Source organism: Mycolicibacterium wolinskyi str. Jessa 2025, assembly GCF_049241375.1.
GTDB lineage: Bacteria > Actinomycetota > Actinomycetes > Mycobacteriales > Mycobacteriaceae > Mycobacterium > Mycobacterium wolinskyi.
Genome location: NZ_CP185960.1, coordinates 5,442,648 through 5,460,504, shown reverse-complemented (window position 1 = coordinate 5,460,504; position 17,857 = coordinate 5,442,648). Strand labels below are relative to the sequence as shown.

The following is a 17,857-nucleotide window of genomic DNA, read 5'->3' as shown; positions in this document are numbered from 1 at the left end:
CGATCGGCGCCATCGCGCGACGCGCGGCGGGTGATCCGGCGACGGCATTCGGTGACGATTGCCGTGCAGCCCGAACCAATGCACAGACAGGGAGGCCGCCATGGCCGTCATCGATCCCACCCGCACGTGGCAACCGCTCGAAAAGCGGCTGGCCGCAACGACAAACGAGCGGCACCGGGTGGTGCTGAGCACCGTCATCGAACACATGAAGGCCGAGACCGTGCCCGACCTGGGTCGGTTGATGGCCACCCTGGCACCCGCGCCCGAATACCACTTCTGGAGTTCTGGCACCGAGGACATCGGGCCCAAGACCAAGCCGGGTGTACGTCGTTATTACGAGGCTTTCGTCGCGGGCCGCACCAACATTCTGGAGTTCGAGATAACCCGGCTCGTCGTCGACGATCACTGCCTGGTCACCGAAGGCTTTCTCAAGCAGATATATCCCGGTGCCGCGGCGGCCGCGATCGGGGTTCCCGTCGACGACGAGACCGGTGATTATCTTGTGGTGTTTCGTCCATTGCTGTTGTGGCCGATCGACGCGAATGGTTTGGTGCTGGGTGAAGACTCGTACTGTCCTGGGGTGGTGAGTGTGACCAAGTTGTCTCGCGAGCAACTGCCGCAGGCCTATATCGACCTCGTGCACGCCACCGCCCGATGACCGATTCAATCGCCGAGATGCTGCTCGACCGGGTCGGTGACGACCGGCTGGGTCTGCGCACGCGCGGGCAGGACTGGACGTGGGACGCGGTGGTGCACGAGTCGGCGGCCCGTGGCGCGCTGGCCCGATCGCTGCGCCGCGACGGCCCCTTCCACATCGGCGTGCTGTTGGAGAACGTCCCGGACTTCGTGTTCTGGCTGGGCGGTGCCGCACTCGTCGGCGCGACCGTGGTCGGTATCAACCCGACCCGGGGTGCGGGCGAGCTGACGGCCGAAATCCGCCATGCCGATTGCCAATTGATCGTCACCGACACCGCGGGCGCTGCCCGACTGCGCGACCTCGACCTCGGGCTCGCGCCGGACCGGTTCCTGGTGGTCGACTCGCCCGAGTATGTGTCGCTGCTCGACGCGCACCGGGGTGCGCCGATGCGCGCGTCCGGGATCGGCGCGGACACCCTGATGCTGCTCCTGTTCACGTCCGGGACAACGGGTGCGTCGAAGGCGGTCAAGTGCAGTCAGGGCCGGCTGGCCCGGATCGCGCACGCCGCCACCGAGAAGTTCGGTCATCGCCGACAGGATGTCGAGTACTGCTGCATGCCGCTGTTCCACGGCAACGCGATCATGGCGCTGTGGGCGCCGGCCCTGTCGGTCGGCGCGACGGTGTGTCTGACCCCGTCGTTCTCGGCTTCGGGATTCCTGGACGACGTGCGGTACTTCGGCGCGACGTTCTTCACCTACGTGGGCAAGGCGCTCGCTTACCTGATGGCCACCCCGGAGCGGCCAGACGATGCGGACAATCCGCTCGAGCGTGGATTCGGCACCGAGGCCTCCCCAGAGGATCAGGCCGAGTTCCGCCGCCGGTTCGGCGCGGAGCTGTTCGAGGGCTACGGCTCCAGCGAGGGCGGTGGCGCGGTGGCGCTTGCGCCGGACGCACCGGCCGGAGCATTGGGGCGGCCGGCCCACGCCGGTGTCGCGATCGTGGATCCGGATACGTCGCGTGACTGTGCGCCAGCGGTTTTCGACGAGCATGGCCGGGTGCTCAACCCCGACGATGCGGTCGGGGAGATCGTCGACAAGTTCGGAACCCGCACCTTCGAGGGCTACTACAACAACGACGAGGCCAACGCCGAACTGATCCGCCATGGCTGGTACTGGACCGGTGATCTGGGCTACCTCGACGCCGACGGATTCATCTACTTCGCCGGCCGGCGCGGTGACTGGATCCGGGTGGACGGCGAGAACACCTCGGCGCTGACGATCGAGCGCGTGCTGCGCCGCCACCCCGCCGTGATCGCGGCCGGTGTGTATGCCGTTCCCGATCCCCGGTCGGGGGACCAGGTGATGGCGGCGATCGAGGTCGCCGACCCGGACGGCTTCGACGCCGGTGTGTTCGCCGCGTACCTGGCCGCCCAAGACGATCTCGGCGCCAAGGGAGTGCCGCGGTTCCTGCGGGTATCACGCAACTTGCCGGTCACCGGGTCCAACAAGGTGCTCAAACGCGAACTGCAGCAACAGCGTTGGCATACCGACGACCTCGTGTACCGGTGGGTGGGACGTGGGGCGCCGGTGTATCGGGCGATGGATGACGATGAGAAGCGTTCGTTGGACGAGGAGTTCGCCCGCCATGGGAGGCAGCGCTACGTGATGACGTGGGCCAAATGAATTGGGATGAAGTATGTGACGTGCTGGTCGCCGGCTCGGGCGGTGGTGGCGTCACCGGCGCCTACACCGCGGCACGGGAAGGGCTGAACGTCGTCCTGGTCGAGGCGACCGACAAATTCGGCGGCACCACAGCGTATTCCGGCGGCGGCGGGGTGTGGTTCCCCTGCAACCCCGTGCTGCTGCGGGCCGGTGCCGACGACACCATCAACGACGCGCTGGAGTACTACCACGCCGTGGTCGGTGACCGCACGCCACGCGAGCTGCAGGAGACCTACGTACGGGGCGGCGCCCCGCTCATCGAATACCTGGAGGCCGACGCCAACCTGAAATTCTCCGCGCTGCCGTGGCCGGACTATTTCGGCAAGGCGCCCAAGGCCCGCGCCGACGGGCAGCGCCATATCGCCGCGCGGCCGCTGGCGGTGGCCAAGGCTCCACATTTGCGTGAGCTCGTGCGCGGCCCGCTGGACGCCGACCGGCTCGGCGCCGAACAACCCGACGACTACTTCGTCGGTGGGCGGGCCTTGATCGCCCGGTTCCTCAAAGCCATCGAGCAGTACCCCGACGCCTCGCTGCAACTCGACACCGCCGTGGTCGAACTCGTGCGTGACGGCGCCCGGGTCACCGGTGCCGTCGTCGAGTCGAAGGGGCGCCGCAGGGCCATCCAGGCGCGCCGTGGCGTGCTGCTGGCGACCGGTGGGTTCGAAGGCAATGCCGCGATGCGGCAACGCTATGGCGTGCCCGGCGATGTCGCAGACACGATGGGGCCGTGGGGCAACCTGGGGAAGGCGCACGAGGCCGCGATCGCCATTGGCGCCGACGTCGACCTCATGGACCAAGCCTGGTGGTCGCCGGGCCTCACCCACCCGGACGGGCGGTCGGCCTTCGCGCTGTGGTTCACCGGCGGCATCTTCGTCGACCAGAACGGGCAACGCTTCGTCAACGAGTCGGCCGCCTACGACCGGATCGGCCGGGCGATCCTGCCGCGGCTCGCCGACGGCTCGATGACGTTGCCGTACTGGATGATCTACGACGATCGGGACGGCCTGGTACCGCCCGTCAAAGCCACCAACGTCTCGATGGTGGAACCGCAGCGCTATGTCGATGCCGGCTTGTGGCACAGCGCCGACACCCTTGCCGAGCTCGCGGCCAAGATCGGCGTTCCCGCCGACAACCTGCACGAGACCGTGTCCAGGTTCAACGAATTCGCCGCCACCGGCGTCGACGCGGAGTTCGGCCGCGGTGACGAGGCCTACGATCGGGCGTTCTCGGGCGGCGCCTCACCGCTCGTCGCCATCGAGAAGGCGCCGTTCCATGCCGCCGCGTTCGGGATCTCCGATCTCGGCACCAAAGGCGGATTGCGCACCGATACGGCCGCCCGGGTGCTCGACACGTCGGGCACGGTGATCGACGGGTTGTACGCGGCGGGCAACACCATGGCCGCGCCGAGCGGAACCGCTTATCCGGGTGGCGGAAACCCGATCGGCACCAGCATGCTGTTCAGCCACCTCGCGGTGAAGGACTTGCTGGCGCGATGAGGGGTGCGGTCAGCATGGCCGCGAGCATCCCGACGATCTCCTCGGGATCCTCGGGAGTTCGGTCGGCGTCCTGCGACTGGCGCTCGCGTTCGGCGATGAGTGCGAACATCGCGGTCGCGACCGCACTGACCCGGCGATGCTGAAGCCGGCGGTCGGACGTCGGTACGGCGTGCGACAGCGCGTCGAGCACCCGCGGCCACGCCGACTCGCCGGCACGCTGCGGTTCGGCGGGCAATCGGGGTCGCACGACGTCGAGAAACCGTGCGTAATGCGTTGCCTCGACGTTCACCAGCGGTAGGACCAGGACTCGTAGCAACGCGTGGACATCGGCGCTTTCGCTGTCGCCGAGCTCGCTCAACATCTGTTCCCGCTCGATCTCCATCGGCAGCAGCCGGCGGGCCACGACCGCGTCGACGAGCTCTTGTCGATTGCGGAAGTGGTAGTTGACCGCGGAGTTGTTGCGTTGCCCTGCGGCAAGGGCGATCTCACGCAGCGGCACGTCGTATCCGTGCTCGGCGATGAGTCGCTCGGCCGCGTCGAGGAGCTCGGCCTTCGCGCGGGATCCACGGGTCACGGACAGCAATGATACGAGCCGGGTCTTCACATTTTTAAGCATCTGCGCTTAAATGGTGGGGTGCCGCCGGGGCGCGCTCGAGGAAAGGAATGCCGATGAGCGATATCCGGGAAATCGACGCGGGCACGGCGATGACCCGATTCGCCCGCGGCTGGCATTGCCTCGGTCTGGCCGATGACTTCCGTGACGGGCAGCCCCACGGCATCGAAGCGTTCGGGACCAAGCTTGTGGTGTACGCGGATTCGGCCGGGGCCCTGCACATACTCGACGCGTACTGCAGACACATGGGTGGTGACCTGTCTCGGGGGTCCATCAAGGACGACAACCTGGCCTGCCCGTTCCACGACTGGAGGTGGGGCAGCGACGGGAAATGCAAACTCGTGCCGTATGCCAAGCGCACCCCGCGCCTGGCCCGCACCCGGAAATGGCCGACGCACGAGGTCAACGGTCAGCTGCTGGTGTGGCACGACCCGGAGGGTTCCACGCCGCCACCGGAGCTCATCCCGCCGACCATCGAGGGTTACGCCGAAGGCATATGGTCGCCGTGGCAATGGAATTCGATCCTGATCGAGGGTTCGCACTGCCGTGAGATCGTCGACAACAACGTCGACATGGCCCACTTCTTCTACATCCACCACGCTTACCCGACGTACTTCAAGAACGTCATCGAGGGTCACACCGCCAGCCAGTACATGGAGTCCAAACCGCGGCCCGACTACACGGCCAATCCGGACAAGCTGTGGGACGGCACATATCTACGTTCCGAGGCAACGTATTTCGGCCCCGCCTACATGATCAACTGGCTACACAACGACCTCGGTCCCGGCTTCACCGTCGAGGTCGCGCTGATCAACTGCCACTACCCGGTCACGCACGATTCGTTCGTACTGCAGTGGGGCGTTGCCGTGCAGCAGATGCCGGGTCTGCCCGCCGAGAAGGCCGCCAAACTCGCTGCGGCGATGGGCCGTTCGTTCGGTGACGGCTTCCTTGAAGACGTCGAGATCTGGAAACACAAGACTCGCATCGACAATCCGCTGCTGACCGAGGAAGACGGCGCGGTGTATCAGCATCGCCGGTGGTACGAGCAGTTCCACGTCGACCTCGCCGACGTCACGCCCGACATGACCGACCGGTTCGAACTGGAGGTCGACACCACACACGCCTTCGAGCTCTGGAAACAGGAAGTGGAAGACAACCTCGCGCGGCGCGCGTCCGTCACCTAGTCCTGGCCGCGGTCCGTACCAACTCGTCGTCGAGGACGTCGATGGTCGGCCACGGCCTTGCGGGATCGTGCGCAGCCGAATTCTGGGACGGCGCTTGCGGTGCCGGCCGAGTGGTGGGTTGCCGCCGGCTGGCGCGGCCGACGACCACCAGGCCGATGAGCGCCATCAGCCAGCACGACACCGCCAGCGCGGACGCCACGGCGACGAGCGTGCCGACGGCCAAAGCCGCCACCGCGGCCGCGCCCAGCTGCAGGGACACGTGCAGAGCCCGCAGCTGGAACAGCTTGCGTCCCATGCCTTGTGCCTGCAGCCACGAGTAGAGGCCGACGATCCAGCAGTTGGCGGCGCACTCCAGGCCGATGAACGGCACGGCGGTGACGGCCGATTCCCAGGTCTGACCGAGTATCCACCCACCCATGGGAGTGGGCACGGCCATCACGAGTGCCGTGGCCGCGATGGCCAGTGTCGAGGTGATCGACGAGGTCTTCACCAGAAGCCGCCACTGCGCGCGCGGCGAGGCCGAGGTTCGGCGTACGTGCGGGACGAACACCATGGGCACTGCCATGATGAGCATCATGATGGGGCCGAACAGACTGCTGGCCCCACGCAATCCACCCGCGATGTCGGCACCGGCGATCACGGTCACCAACCCCGCCGTGGCAGCGGTTGACAGCGCGACCGTCGCGTAGGTGGCGCCGAACCGAATTCGGGCCGGAGAGTACATCTTCCACCACGAGCCGATCCGATCGAGGTGTGGCCTGATCGGCGTGCCTGCCACCAGCACAGTGGCCGAGAGCAGACCGAGTGCGCCCCAGAGCAGAATCGCGGTCTCGACGGATACGCCTGCGCCCGCGATGTTGGCGGCGAACAACCCCGCCATCCCGAGTGCCCATGCGGCATCGGCCACGACGGCGACGAGTGGACGTCCAGATGCGATCGCCGGGTATCGAGCGACGTCCTGCGCCAGCACGACCGGGATGACGACCCCGAGAGCAACCGCCATCGCGACATCGCCCGCCGCCCATCCGACGGCGAGGATCGCCATGACCGCACCGGTACCCGAGAGGATCGAGAACGCGGTCGCGTAGCCGCCTTCGGCCAGTATTTCCCGCTTCGACAGATTGCTGACCAGTAGAACCGGGGTTCCCACCGCGCCTCGGTTGAATCCGATCCAGGCCATCACGATGGCGATCTGCAAAGACACCACGCCGAATTCGGACACGGTCGCCACCTGCGCCAGAACGAACAACAGCAGTGCGTTGCTGGTGCTCGACAGCAGCTGGTCGATGGTCGTCCACAGCGCCGCTGGTCCGCCGGCGGGGCGGGTCATCACACGTCCAGACCCTGGTATATCGACTCCAGCCGGGCGGCGACGCTGTCACTGCTCAACTCGGCCTTGACAGCCGCGGCGCCGCGCTGACCCATCTCCTCGGCTTCGGTCGGATTCGCGAGCAGGTAGCTGACCGCCTCGTGGATCGACGCGGCCGTGCCGCTCACGCAGAGCCCGCAATTGTGGCGCCGAACGAAATTCGCGAGGCCGCCGTCGTCTCGAATCACGACGGGCGTCCCCACCGAGAGCGCCTCGGCGACGGTGAGGCCGAACGGTTCCCGTTCGGCGGGGAGAACGTAGACCGACGCGCGGCTGAGGCGTTCGTTGACGTCTTCCGGCGGTAACCCCGGTTCGCGGACCAACAGGTTCTCGCCGAAACCTTCTTCGCGCGCGACGTCGATGACGCGGTCGACGGCTGTTTCGGCGCCCTGGTTGATGCCGACGATGGCGAACCGGGCCTTCATGCCGCTGCGCAACATGTCCAGGGCCGCTTCGGCGAAGACCTCGGGATGCTTGCGCTTGTGCAGGCGCGACAGGAACAGCACCTCCGGGATGTCATCGCTTCGGCCGTTGCGGGCAGCGGCGTAGTCGGACGCCGGTGGGACTCCGTTGGGCAGAAGTTCATAGTTGCAGTCCGGGCCGACGATCTCGATGAGGTCGGCGTGCTCGCGTTCGTCCAGACAGAGAATCTCAGCGGCGTCCCTGAGCAGTTTGTTCGTCCACACCCGATCGATGACGGGGGCCAGGCGATGGCTTCGCGCACGGATCATGCCGTGCGTCTGACAAACGTAGGGAATCCGCAGGCGCCGCAGTTGAAGCGCGGCGGGCAGTGTCACGAGGTCCCGGCCGAGATGGACGTGGGCGATGTCGAACTGCGAGGCGTTGGCGTTGATCCACGATCGCATCCTCGGCGCCCACGTCGAGGCGAAACCCAGACCCGGTACCGAGCCCATGGACGCGAACAGTTCCGCGGGTACCGAGCCGAGCTGCGTCGGCCGGTGCGGAAAGCCCGAGGCTGCCGCGGCCACCTTGACGGTGTGGCCGCGTTGATGGAGGGCCGCGGTCTGGTTCATGGCGACCCGTACCGGGCCGCCGTACGCTCCGTCGGGAGTTACCAGAGCGACAATATGCAGGATCCTCACCAACGGGAACGCTTACCCGGATGAGCCCACTGCACCGCGCGGCGCACGGTGAGCGAATCTTCCTGCCGCACGGCATCGTTGCCCGAAATCACGCGGCGGCTACCGATAGGCGGCGGAACCGCGGGCTGACCGAGTCGGCCGGTACGCCGTGCGGCCATGGCGTGGCCCGCGTCCCGGTGCTCGGGTAGATCGGTCAATTCCGTTGCACTCCAACGGTTGCTGATGAGTGTCCCCGGCGGCACCGACGATCCGGACGGCGTCGGGCCGGGTGCGCGACGAACCCACCCGGTGCCTTCGCCCTGCCGATGCGCGCGCATGGCTACTTTGCCGTCGAGCCGACACATGGCGATACCGCAAATGCTGAGCGCTCATGCGCACAGACATATTTCGGCTGGATTCGATACGCTGTCGTCGCCAAAATAGCTTTGCTCCCCCTGAGCGCCCCGTACCTATGAATACGCCTCGACCTTGGCACATTCCCACCCTGTCCGCCAGTCAAACAGACTGTGCCGCGGTGTGTTCGCCAGGGGCAGCGGGTTTTCGGCGACCCTTCGCCTGGAAGTTGCTACGATACGAAGCCGGATTGCTTCGCAGCAATCGAGGGGGCGGGGGACTGCAGTGAAGATCCGGCACGGTCGAGTTCGAGTTGGGCCGCTTGACATGGAATTCGCCGGTGCGCGGGTATGGGTACTGATCGGCCCCACGCCGGCCGATGCCGGTTCCTATCACGCGGTACTGTCGCGGATCGCCGAGGGCGGCCCGGCAAACCGCGTCGGTTTACAGCCGCAACGTGACCGGCGGGATTGGCGGTTCGAACCCCGATTGCCGCCGTCGGTCGTCGCCGGCGACATCGACTTCGATCCGACCGACGTCGACGCCACCATGACACAGTTGGCGAGCCGGACCGTCGACCAGCCGATAGTTGCCGGCAACATAGCCGGTCACCTGGCGCTGTGTATCGACCACGGGATCGGAGACGCTCACGCGATCGCCGAGATCGCTGCCGCTCTCACCCGGCCCGGTGCGCCGTTGCCGTCCGGATATCTTCCGCCGCAACAAGATCTGAACGTCACAAGACCGCTTGCCCGGGTGGCTTACCGAATGCTCGCAGCCGGCCCGGTAGGCATCGCCCGTGACGTCACCCACGAGTTGAACGCGGCGAAAACCCGCCGTGCTGCGAGCGAAACAGCTGGCCGGAGCGGGGGAGTGCCGTCCGTGTCACCGTCGTCGGGATACTCGACGATCTTCATCCGGAGCCAACCCGGCTTCCTGCCCGCGGTGCGGGAACTACGCGACCGTCGGTATCGCGGTACCTCGGTCGCCACGTTGGTGTTCTACGCGCTCCGCAGAAGTCTCGCGCAATGCCTTGAGGATTGCGGTGCGCACCTGGCCCCGACGACCGGCCTGCTGACCGACCTGCGCCGGTATCTGCGTCCCGGGGAGGCCACGCTGGCGAACCTCTCGATGGTCGCCCAAGCGGTAACGCCGCGCGGCCAGACACTCGCCGACTTCGGCGCGAGCGTCACACGGGCGACCGGCGCACACTCCAGTTATCCAGCCACGAGAACGCTTGCGGTGTGTGCGATGAGGGCACTGCGCCCACCGGCGCGTGCACTCGGCCCTGGTGTTGCCGACGGGCGTGACGGCAACATCGAGGTCACATTCTCGGACGTGTCCCGGCTGCCTTCCCTGCGAAAGTTCCAGTACCGCAGTGACAGTCGGGACCGCATCACGGCGGTGGCGTTGCCGCCAGGGGCCCGCAACCAATTGACCATCGCGCTCGTCACGGTGGGCGACGAACTCCAGCTGACCGCGACGTACTTTCCCGACGTCATCCCCGCCGAGCCCCTGCGGGCGGCATTGAATCAAGGACTGACGTTCGACGTGCTGGCGACCGTTTGAACACGGCGCGAGCTACGGCCCGAACTCGCAATCCTTGAGTGTGGTGGTGTCGTTGGCGCGAAAGATCGACATGGTCTGCGTCGCGCTCGGAAGTGCGACGCAGTCCTCGATGAAAGCGCGCACCGAGGGATCGATACCGGAGTCTTTGAGGCCGCGGTCGAAGTTGTCGACGAGCTGGCAGCCCTTGATGTGCACGTCGACCGAACCTGCGTAATCGATTCCACCGCTGGCGGTGCCGGATTGGCCGCTGTTCGCAACGTGCGCGCCGTCGATGCGATGGTCCCTGCCGCGGACATTCACCCCGGCGTAACCGGCTTTCGCGAACTCACCGCCTTCGATCACGACATTGGCCGACGTGCTCTTGAGTGAGACGGCGTGCAAACCGTTGCCCTCGGCGCGACAGTTGTTCAACACGACATGTTGGGCACGCATCTGGTAGCCGCAGACTTTGGGGCCGCCACCGAGGGCGCTGCAATTGTTGAAGTGGATGTGTCTGCCGAACTCATGGGTGTCGAATACCGAGTAACTGTCGGACCCGCCCGTGCCGGTCGAGTCGTTCACCTCGACGTGCATCGGACCGCCCCAGTACTCCTTGCCGGGGCGTTCATCGGCCAACGTCGTGAAGATGTGCCGAGTGCCTTGGCCGCTCAGGTGATTGGCCACCAGATGTGTGGTCGACCCCGCCGCGGCGAGCCCGTACCCGTACGAGTTCTCGACGCTCGGCAGGCCGTCGGCCAGCAAGCCGTCGACGCCCGCGTGGTACGCGTCGAGCAAGATCACCCCGCCGGTCATGTTGTGGAGTTCGATATCCCGTAGCTGCACGCCCAGCGATTTTTCGAGCTTGATCGCGTAGGTGTGGCTGACGCCCGGTCTGACACCCGGGCCGGATTCGAACCGCAGGCCTGTCAACACGATGTCGGTGACGGGCGTGACCCGGAAGAAGCGCGCGTTGTCCTCTGGCAGGTAGGTGTATTCGAGCGGGGTGTCCACGTGGACGACGTCCCCCTCGACGGAGCTGACCTGCCGGATCTCGCGGCAGAAACCGATGCCCAGGCCGGGATCGCGGTAGCCGACGATCTCGACGGCCTGACGTGTCGATTCGAGGCCAATCAGGTCGCCGGTCTTGAACGCGTCGCGAAATTCGGGTGGCAACGTGATGAACTGGCTGCCCTCCGGTTGCGGGACGGTCAGAGCGCGCTTGGAACCTTCGGTTCCGCTCGCATAGAAGACCGCGGTGCCGCGCTGCGCATCGACGGCGTTGACTTCGAACACCGCTCCGGGATCGCATTCGATTCGGGTGCCGGAGGGCAGCACGATGCGGTTCGATCCGGACTGGCCGCTCTCGCCGATCCGGTAGCGGCCCTTGGGAAAGCGTATGGGGTGTTGCCCGCCGAACTCCTTCACCACGGCCTGGATCGCCGCGCGGACGTCCTCGGCTCCGGTGTTGGACACGCCTTGTTCCACAACGTTTACCGTCGATCCGGCCTCTGCCGAACTCTCGGCGCTTGCGCCCGGAATCCCAAGGGCGTTCATCGCGTATGCACCGACAGCGCCGGTGACACCCAGGCGCAGCACACTGCGCCGGTCCAGATTCGGCATGACCCCATCATGGCACTCGTGCTGCGTGGACGCGGGTTCGGCGACATGCCGCCCCGGCCGTCAGCGCTACATGCCCGCGGCCCCAGCACTTTCCGAAAACTGACGGTAGAGTCTGCGGAAGCGGCGGGGGCATACGTTATGCCGCACGGATAACGCTGCTTTCCAAAGATCAGTCATGAGCGGCAAACAGGGGGAGCTATGACGGCAGATGCCGTTGATCGGAGCTCGTCGGTCGGGCACGGCCTGGACAACGGTTGGCGCGTCGGATGATTCGTGCGGCCGTGATCACCGCGGGTTTTCCAGACTACCGACGCAACTTTCTCAGCGAACTGCGCGACGCCTTCGCCGAGAACGGCGACGAGCTAGTTCTGGTGGGCGGTGACGTGTACAGCGATCCGACAGTTCGCAGCGCGGAATTTGCCGGTGTCGTGAAACTGCGCAACCGTCACTGGCTTGGCCGTCGAATCCTTTGGCAGCCAGGCGCACTCAGATATCTCGACGGGCTGGACGTGGTCGTCGTCGACCTGAACCCCCGCTCCCTCACGGCGTGTCTCGTCCTGTTGATCAGCAAGGTCAAGCGCACCCGGACGCTGGTGTGGGGCCACATCCTTCCGAGGGCGGGCGCCTCGGCCAGAACGGTGCCGATTCGCCGCGCGATGCGCCGCTTTGCCGATGGCGTGATCAGTTACACGTGGACCGACGCTGAGCTGGTACGCACCGAGGATCCCGGCACCGATGTCTGGGTGGCCTCGAACGGTCTCTACCGGGCGTCCGATCTGGGGTGGGACCCGACGACGCCGCGCACGGACACCATCTACGTCGGCCGCCTCGAGCCCGCGAAGAAGCCGGAACTGTTGGTGCGTGCCTTCGCGCATGCGCGCGACCGCCTGCCCGCGGACGCGCGGTTGCGCATCGTCGGCGACGGCTCGCTTCGCGGCCGGCTCGAGGAGCTCGCGGGCGAACTCGGTATCGGTGCCGACGTGATCTTCCCGGGCCACGTCTCGGATCTGGAGCGTCTCCGCGAGTTCTATTCGACCGCAGTGGTTTCCGCGTCACCGGGCTATGTCGGGCTGAGTCTGACGCAAAGCCTGGGTTTCGGAGTGCCCATGGTCGTGGCCGATGACGAGCCGCACGCTCCCGAGGTCGAACTGCTGAACGACGTCACGGGTTTGTACTTCACGGCCGGCAGTGTCGAATCGCTGGCGGACAAGCTGGTCGAGGTCTACACCAAACCGGAAGCCTGGGACCACGAAGCGATCGTCCGCCAGGTGCAGAACACGTACTCATCGAGCGCGATGGCGGACGGGTTCCAGCGGGCACTGCGGGGAATCTCGCAAGATTCCCAGGTGTGACGAAGTGTGCCGCGCGCTTGCCGGCATGGTCAACGACGGCATGTTTGCCAAACTTGGCGCATCACGCGGATGTGTTGGAAAAGGTTGTGCGGCTGGCGGTTAACGCCCTTCTCCGACATGTGGAGAAGGGCCGGAGCCGGTAGTGTGTGACACGTCGTCGGCTCGGCTTCGACAGGGCGTTCGTGCGGTGAGGCCGGGACGCCACAGGGGATTCGTGGGGGGGCAGGGGCATATGAGAATTGCGGTACTTGGCACGGGCTATCTGGGTGCGACTCACGCGGCCTGCATGGCCAGCCTGGGGCACGACGTGCTCGGTGTCGATGTGGACGAGGCGAAGCTGGCCAAGCTGCGCTCGGGGGAGATGCCGTTCTATGAGCCCGGTCTGGACGAACTGACACAGGACATGCTGGCATCGGGCCGGTTGCAGTTCACCTCGTCGAATGCCGAAGCTGCCGCATTCGCCGACGCGTTCTTCATCGCGGTCGGTACGCCGCAGAAGCGCGGCGAGTTCAGCGCAGACGTATCGGCCATCGACAGCGTGGTGCGAACGCTCGCACCGATGATCGACCGGCCTGCGGTCATCTTCGGGAAGTCCACCGTCCCGGTCGGAACAGCCGAGCGGTTCCGGCGGCTCGCGCAGGAACTGTCGCCGGCCGGCGAAGACCTTGAATTGGCGTGGAACCCGGAATTCCTGCGCGAGGGTTACGCGATCAAGGACACCTTGGAGCCCGATCGCCTCGTTCTCGGCACCTACGCCGACGGTGACGGCCGTGCCGAGACGGTTGCGCGGGAGATCTACGCTCAACTGCTCGAGAACGGCGTGCCGTTCATCACGACGGACCTGGCCACCGCCGAGCTCGTCAAGACCTCGGCGAATGCCTTTCTGGCCACCAAGATCTCGTTCATCAACGCAGTCGCTGAGGTGTGTGAGGCGGCTGGGGCCGATGTGGTGGAGCTTGCCGACGCGATCGGATACGACCATCGCATCGGCCGTGCGTTCCTCAACGCCGGGCTGGGATTCGGTGGCGGCTGCCTGCCCAAGGACATTCGTGCCTTCATGGCGCGGGCGGGGGAGCTCGGCGCCGATCAAGCGCTGACCTTTTTGCGCGAGGTCGACAACGTCAACATGCGCAGGCGGACGCAGATCGTCGAGATGACCCGCAACGTGTGTGGTTCGCTGCTGGGTGCCCGGGTAGCCGTGCTCGGTGCGGCGTTCAAGCCGAATTCCGATGACGTGCGTGACTCGCCCGCGCTCAATGTGGCAGGGCAGCTGCAATTGCAGGGCGCCTCGGTGCTCGTGTACGACCCGAAGGCTATGGACAACTCCCGCAAGCTGTTTCCCACGCTGGACTATGCGACGTCGGCCAAGGATGCGTGTGACCGTGCCGATGTCGTGCTGGTGCTCACCGAGTGGTCCGAGTTCCGTGAGCTGGATCCCACGCGGCTCGCGTCGGTCGTGCGCCATCCCCGGGTGATCGACGGCAGGAACTGCCTCGACCCCCAGGCGTGGGTGAACGCGGGTTGGCAGTACCGCGGATTCGGGCGCCGGAAGTGTGCCTGAGTCGCAGACACCGTTGAACCGGCGTTCGGCCCAGCGCCGACCGATACGTCTCGCGCTGCTCGGGGTCACCGCCGCAGTGTTGCTTCCGGTCGGCGCGTGTAGCGCGGACGCTGTCACTCCCACTGCTCGCTGCACTGCTGGTGACTATTCGTCCGGGCCGCTCGCCGGCGCCCAGCAGAATTCTGTTGCCCCGGATGTCAAGGGGGTGGCGGTGATTGGAGACTCGTACACGAGTGGTGCCGGCGCCAAACCGTGGCCCGGCCTGGTGTGGCAGCGCCTGGCTGCCGAGGGCATCAAGGTCGACGCGCACGTGGGCGGCGAGGGCGGATCGGGCTATGTCACGCCCGGCAAGAAAGGCACAACCTTCGTCCAACGCGTCGCGGGCACCGTGACCGCAGACGACCAACTGGTGGTCTTCTGGGGTACCCGCAATGACCGTGGCACCGATCCCGATGTACTCGCAGCGGCTGTACACGAGGCGCTGCAGCAGTCGATACAACGGGCACCGCACGCACGGCTCCTGGTGATCGGCCCGGTGTGGCCGAGTGCCCCCGCGCCGCAGGAAATCCTGCAGGTACGTGATGTGGTGTGCGAACAGGCGCGTCGGGCCGGCGCTACCTTCGTCGATCCGCTCGAACAGGGTTGGCTGGTAAGCCGCCCGGACCTCATCCAGGCCGACGGCGTCCATCCGAACGACGCCGGCCAGCAGGTCCTTGCCGACAAGATCGTGTCGTTGATCAAGGACCAGCTGGCCGGGCCGGTGTCGAACTAAATCCTCAGTGCGCGTTCACCTTGATGGGTGCGCGGCCACTGCTGGCGGTCTGGGATTCCCCGAAGACGAAACCGAGCAGCTTCGCCCGGACCGCCGTCAACCGCTTGCGGCATTCGGCGAGATCGGCGGTGGACGAGATGCTCGGACGGACCACGACGACGACGCCGTCGGCCAGGCCGACGATGGCATCGGTGCCGGCATTTGCCAGCAATGCGGGGGAGTCGACGATCACGTAGTCGAACTGCTCTGCCAGCTCACGGATCAGTGCGCTGAAGGCCGTTGACACGAACAGGTCGTCCGGGTGGTCGACATCTTTCTGACCCGCCCCGAGCACGGCCAGTGTCTGCAGACCGGTGACGCCACGCTGAACGGCCTCACCGAGCGGGACCCGGCCGTGCAGCACATCAGTCAGGCCGGGGTGTTCGGTGGCGCCGACCCGTTGGTCGACCTGGGGGTCGTCGATGTTGGTATCGACGACGACAACCGAGCTGTCGCCCTTGGCCAGCGTCGCCCCGACGTTGACCGCAACGGTCGTCTTGCCCTCGCCGGCTCGTGCACTTGTCACCGCCACAATGGGATTCGGCTTCTCGTGCAGTGCCAGCATCAGCTGTGAGCGTAGGCCGCGGAAGGCCGTGACGGCGGCGGTGGGCTCGCCGTCCAGGTCGATGAGACGCGCGTCCTTGAGCTCGTCGTCACCCGGCACGATCGCCAGTGGTTGCGATCCGAGCGCGATCTCCGCATCGGTGACGTTGCGGATCTTCTTGTTTCTGGCTTCTCGTGCCAGGACAAGAAGCGCACCGACAACAAGGCCGATCATCGCCGCCACGATCACGTTGACCTGGGTGGTGGGTACCACCGGTGTGCTCGCGACCGTGGCAGGCGTCACCACCGTGAGCTTGCCGGTCGGCTCGTAGCCGCTGCCGGGCACCTCGAGGGTGGACACCGCCTTGATCATGGAGTCGGCGATCGCGGCCGTGAACCGTTGGGCCACTTCGGGATTGTTGTCGCGGCCGTAGATGGTCATCAACACCACCTGCGGGTTGATGTCAACGCCGACCGCCTGGCGTGCTTGTTCGAGCGACCAGTCCAAGCCTGCCGATTCCACTGCGGGCGCGAGGATCGCATCCGAGTAGAGAAGCTGTGCGTAGCTTCCGACCCGTTCCTGGGATGCCTTGACCGTGTCGTAGGCCGTCGGGCTGACAGTACCGCCCGACGTGATGAACAGCGTTGTACTCGCTTCGTAGACGGGCTTCTGCAGCATCGAGATTCCGAGCCCGCCGAGTCCGAAAACAATGGCAGTGCCCAGTATTAGGACCCACCCTTTTGCGAGAACCGTAAGAATGTTGCGCGGGGTCGGGCCCGCAACGTTATTGAGCATTTCTTGTCGTCTCCCCCGGGATTTCCCACTTCAGACACTGTGATTGTCCGTGAATGCACTTTCCCGGCAATGACGATACAGCCTCCTGTGCTGTCGCGCTGGCCGAGGAGTCGCCCCCGAAACGGTGCCATCAACTGCGGTGTTGTCGTCGAACGAGGCCTTCGTGGGCGCGAAACCCGTTCTGCTGGGCCGGGAACCAGCCGGCGCGGAAATGTGGCCGACAAACTGTCATTCGTAGCCAGTGCGCCGTACCGAGAAGCAATATGCCGGTGAGCGCGATATCGGGCTGTTTGTATGCGGTTGCTGGTATTGCACGGCCTGATTCACACCCGACAAGGGCCCAGATCAGGTTGTATCTTTAGGCCACGCATCGATTTTCGAGCGGTACTTTGGGGGACGCTTCAAATGACTTCTGGTTCTCTGCGCGGCCGCTGGCTCGCGGGCTTGCTCATCGTCATCGGGGTGGTAGCGCTCGCCGGCGGGGTGGCGTGGGCGAGTGCCGGCAATCGGGTCGAAACATCGCCGCCGGCGCGCGTTCACCTCGAGCCGCCGCCGCCGCCGGAACGCCCGGCGCTTGCGGTGCTGGGCGATTCATTCTCGTCGGGTGCCGGTGCCGACTGGCAGACCGGCTGGGTTCAGCTCGTCGCGGATTCGATGTGCTGGACGGTGTTGCCGGCGTCGCGGCCGCGTGGGATCGGCGCGCAGGGCGGCACGGGCTACACCACCGCGGCCGCAGATATCGGAAAGCTCCGGTATGGCGATCGTGTCGACGCCGTCATGGCGGGCAACCCTCAGATCATTCTGGTGCAGGGCGGAATCAATGACCGCGCTGCGAGATCGGAGGCGATCACCGAGGCGGCGGCCGAGACGTTCCGCGCCGTGAAGGCGAAGGCGGGCGATGCGGAGTTCATCGTCATCGGCCCCGTGGCGCCGCCGGATCCGACCATTCCGCCCGAGGAATCCGCCCGAGTATCCGGTGCCATCGCCGCTGCCGCGCACAACGTGGGTGTGCCCTACATCGATCCGGTCGCCGAACGTTGGCTGACGAATCCGGCGATGTGGAGCCCCGACCATACGAACCCGAACCGCGAAGGTTACCGGGAATACGCCCAGCGGCTCGTCGACAAGTTCGTACAGGCCGGCGTGAAGCCGAGCTGCGGATAGGACGGC

The 17,857-nt window shown here is 66.1% G+C and carries 15 protein-coding genes; 9 read left to right on the top strand and 6 right to left on the bottom strand.

What is annotated here, in order from left to right:
- The first annotated feature begins 100 nt into the window (after positions 1 to 100).
- From ACOI2T_RS26960 to ACOI2T_RS26950, 3 genes are read left to right on the top strand one after another with little or no spacing between them, the layout of a single operon-like run.
- The gene (locus tag ACOI2T_RS26960; protein ID WP_409504497.1) at positions 101 to 658 is read left to right on the top strand and encodes a nuclear transport factor 2 family protein; all 558 of its coding nucleotides are present in this window, start codon (positions 101 to 103) and stop codon (positions 656 to 658) included.
- Positions 655 to 2,319, top strand: coding sequence for a steroid-22-oyl-CoA synthetase (gene casI / locus ACOI2T_RS26955; protein WP_409504496.1), 1,665 nt, complete (start codon positions 655 to 657; stop codon positions 2,317 to 2,319). The genes ACOI2T_RS26960 and casI overlap by 4 nt, the downstream gene beginning before the upstream one ends.
- A complete protein-coding gene (locus ACOI2T_RS26950) occupies positions 2,316 to 3,854 on the top strand; it encodes an FAD-binding protein (protein ID WP_409504495.1) in 1,539 nt (512 codons plus the stop codon). Before casI ends, ACOI2T_RS26950 begins: the two co-directional genes overlap by 4 nt.
- On the opposite strand, the gene ACOI2T_RS26945 is transcribed toward ACOI2T_RS26950, so the two are convergent.
- On the bottom strand, positions 3,817 to 4,428 hold the full coding sequence (locus ACOI2T_RS26945; protein ID WP_409504494.1) for a TetR/AcrR family transcriptional regulator: 612 nt from the start codon (positions 4,426 to 4,428) through the stop codon (positions 3,817 to 3,819). The two genes, ACOI2T_RS26950 and ACOI2T_RS26945, sit on opposite strands and share 38 nt — an antisense overlap.
- Before the next feature lie 95 nt (positions 4,429 to 4,523).
- On the opposite strand from ACOI2T_RS26945, the gene ACOI2T_RS26940 reads away from it, so the two are divergent.
- Complete coding sequence (locus ACOI2T_RS26940; protein WP_409504493.1) at positions 4,524 to 5,651, top strand: 3-ketosteroid-9-alpha-monooxygenase, oxygenase component; 1,128 nt, start codon at positions 4,524 to 4,526, stop codon at positions 5,649 to 5,651.
- Here ACOI2T_RS26940 and ACOI2T_RS26935 read toward each other — a convergent pair.
- The 3 genes from ACOI2T_RS26935 to ACOI2T_RS26925 all read right to left on the bottom strand — a co-directional run bounded on the left by ACOI2T_RS26935 (position 5,644) and on the right by ACOI2T_RS26925 (position 8,440).
- The gene (locus ACOI2T_RS26935) at positions 5,644 to 6,981 is read right to left on the bottom strand and encodes an MATE family efflux transporter (protein ID WP_409504492.1); all 1,338 of its coding nucleotides are present in this window, start codon (positions 6,979 to 6,981) and stop codon (positions 5,644 to 5,646) included. The genes ACOI2T_RS26940 and ACOI2T_RS26935 overlap by 8 nt on opposite strands.
- On the bottom strand, positions 6,981 to 8,054 hold the full coding sequence (locus ACOI2T_RS26930; protein ID WP_421874800.1) for a glycosyltransferase: 1,074 nt from the start codon (positions 8,052 to 8,054) through the stop codon (positions 6,981 to 6,983). The genes ACOI2T_RS26935 and ACOI2T_RS26930 overlap by 1 nt, the downstream gene beginning before the upstream one ends.
- Before the next feature lie 65 nt (positions 8,055 to 8,119).
- Positions 8,120 to 8,440 (bottom strand): hypothetical protein, encoded by a 321-nt coding sequence (locus ACOI2T_RS26925; RefSeq protein WP_409504490.1) that lies wholly within the window; start codon positions 8,438 to 8,440, stop codon positions 8,120 to 8,122.
- A 343-nt stretch (positions 8,441 to 8,783) separates the two neighbouring features.
- Between ACOI2T_RS26925 and ACOI2T_RS26920 the strand changes: the two genes are divergently transcribed.
- Complete coding sequence (locus ACOI2T_RS26920; RefSeq protein ID WP_409504489.1) at positions 8,784 to 10,025, top strand: hypothetical protein; 1,242 nt, start codon at positions 8,784 to 8,786, stop codon at positions 10,023 to 10,025.
- Between the two features lie 12 nt (positions 10,026 to 10,037).
- On the opposite strand, the gene ACOI2T_RS26915 is transcribed toward ACOI2T_RS26920, so the two are convergent.
- A complete protein-coding gene (locus ACOI2T_RS26915; protein WP_409504488.1) occupies positions 10,038 to 11,624 on the bottom strand; it encodes a right-handed parallel beta-helix repeat-containing protein in 1,587 nt (528 codons plus the stop codon).
- Between the two features lie 266 nt (positions 11,625 to 11,890).
- Between ACOI2T_RS26915 and ACOI2T_RS26910 the strand changes: the two genes are divergently transcribed.
- The 3 genes from ACOI2T_RS26910 to ACOI2T_RS26900 all read left to right on the top strand — a co-directional run bounded on the left by ACOI2T_RS26910 (position 11,891) and on the right by ACOI2T_RS26900 (position 15,309).
- The gene (locus ACOI2T_RS26910) at positions 11,891 to 12,976 is read left to right on the top strand and encodes a glycosyltransferase (protein ID WP_067843460.1); all 1,086 of its coding nucleotides are present in this window, start codon (positions 11,891 to 11,893) and stop codon (positions 12,974 to 12,976) included.
- Positions 12,977 to 13,208: 232 nt separating this feature from the next.
- Positions 13,209 to 14,537, top strand: a complete 1,329-nt coding sequence (locus tag ACOI2T_RS26905; RefSeq protein ID WP_067843463.1) for a UDP-glucose dehydrogenase family protein — start codon at positions 13,209 to 13,211, stop codon at positions 14,535 to 14,537.
- Positions 14,538 to 14,748: 211 nt separating this feature from the next.
- Entirely contained in the window at positions 14,749 to 15,309 is a 561-nt protein-coding gene (locus tag ACOI2T_RS26900; RefSeq protein ID WP_409504487.1) for an SGNH/GDSL hydrolase family protein, read from the top strand.
- Positions 15,310 to 15,313: 4 nt separating this feature from the next.
- Here the strand turns inward: ACOI2T_RS26900 and ACOI2T_RS26895 are convergent, their stop codons facing one another.
- On the bottom strand, positions 15,314 to 16,687 hold the full coding sequence (locus tag ACOI2T_RS26895) for a tyrosine-protein kinase domain-containing protein (protein ID WP_409504486.1): 1,374 nt from the start codon (positions 16,685 to 16,687) through the stop codon (positions 15,314 to 15,316).
- 405 nt (positions 16,688 to 17,092) lie between these two features.
- On the opposite strand from ACOI2T_RS26895, the gene ACOI2T_RS26890 reads away from it, so the two are divergent.
- On the top strand, positions 17,093 to 17,851 hold the full coding sequence (locus tag ACOI2T_RS26890; protein WP_409504485.1) for an SGNH/GDSL hydrolase family protein: 759 nt from the start codon (positions 17,093 to 17,095) through the stop codon (positions 17,849 to 17,851).
- Positions 17,852 to 17,857 lie beyond the last annotated feature (6 nt).

Excerpts from the sequence above, each read along its gene's own strand:
- ACOI2T_RS26960 (WP_409504497.1), top strand. The coding sequence starts at position 101 with ATGGCCGTCATCGATCCCACCCGCACGTGGCAACCGCTCGAAAAGCGG.
- casI (WP_409504496.1), top strand. The coding sequence starts at position 655 with ATGACCGATTCAATCGCCGAGATGCTGCTCGACCGGGTCGGTGACGAC.
- ACOI2T_RS26950 (WP_409504495.1), top strand. The coding sequence starts at position 2,316 with ATGAATTGGGATGAAGTATGTGACGTGCTGGTCGCCGGCTCGGGCGGT.
- ACOI2T_RS26940 (WP_409504493.1), top strand. The coding sequence starts at position 4,524 with ATGAGCGATATCCGGGAAATCGACGCGGGCACGGCGATGACCCGATTC.
- ACOI2T_RS26935 (WP_409504492.1), bottom strand. The coding sequence starts at position 6,981 with ATGACCCGCCCCGCCGGCGGACCAGCGGCGCTGTGGACGACCATCGAC.
- ACOI2T_RS26930 (WP_421874800.1), bottom strand. The coding sequence starts at position 8,054 with ATGAACCAGACCGCGGCCCTCCATCAACGCGGCCACACCGTCAAGGTG.
- ACOI2T_RS26925 (WP_409504490.1), bottom strand. The coding sequence starts at position 8,440 with ATGCGCGCGCATCGGCAGGGCGAAGGCACCGGGTGGGTTCGTCGCGCA.
- ACOI2T_RS26920 (WP_409504489.1), top strand. The coding sequence starts at position 8,784 with ATGGAATTCGCCGGTGCGCGGGTATGGGTACTGATCGGCCCCACGCCG.
- ACOI2T_RS26915 (WP_409504488.1), bottom strand. The coding sequence starts at position 11,624 with ATGCCGAATCTGGACCGGCGCAGTGTGCTGCGCCTGGGTGTCACCGGC.
- ACOI2T_RS26910 (WP_067843460.1), top strand. The coding sequence starts at position 11,891 with ATGATTCGTGCGGCCGTGATCACCGCGGGTTTTCCAGACTACCGACGC.
- ACOI2T_RS26905 (WP_067843463.1), top strand. The coding sequence starts at position 13,209 with ATGAGAATTGCGGTACTTGGCACGGGCTATCTGGGTGCGACTCACGCG.
- ACOI2T_RS26895 (WP_409504486.1), bottom strand. The coding sequence starts at position 16,687 with ATGCTCAATAACGTTGCGGGCCCGACCCCGCGCAACATTCTTACGGTT.
- ACOI2T_RS26890 (WP_409504485.1), top strand. The coding sequence starts at position 17,093 with ATGACTTCTGGTTCTCTGCGCGGCCGCTGGCTCGCGGGCTTGCTCATC.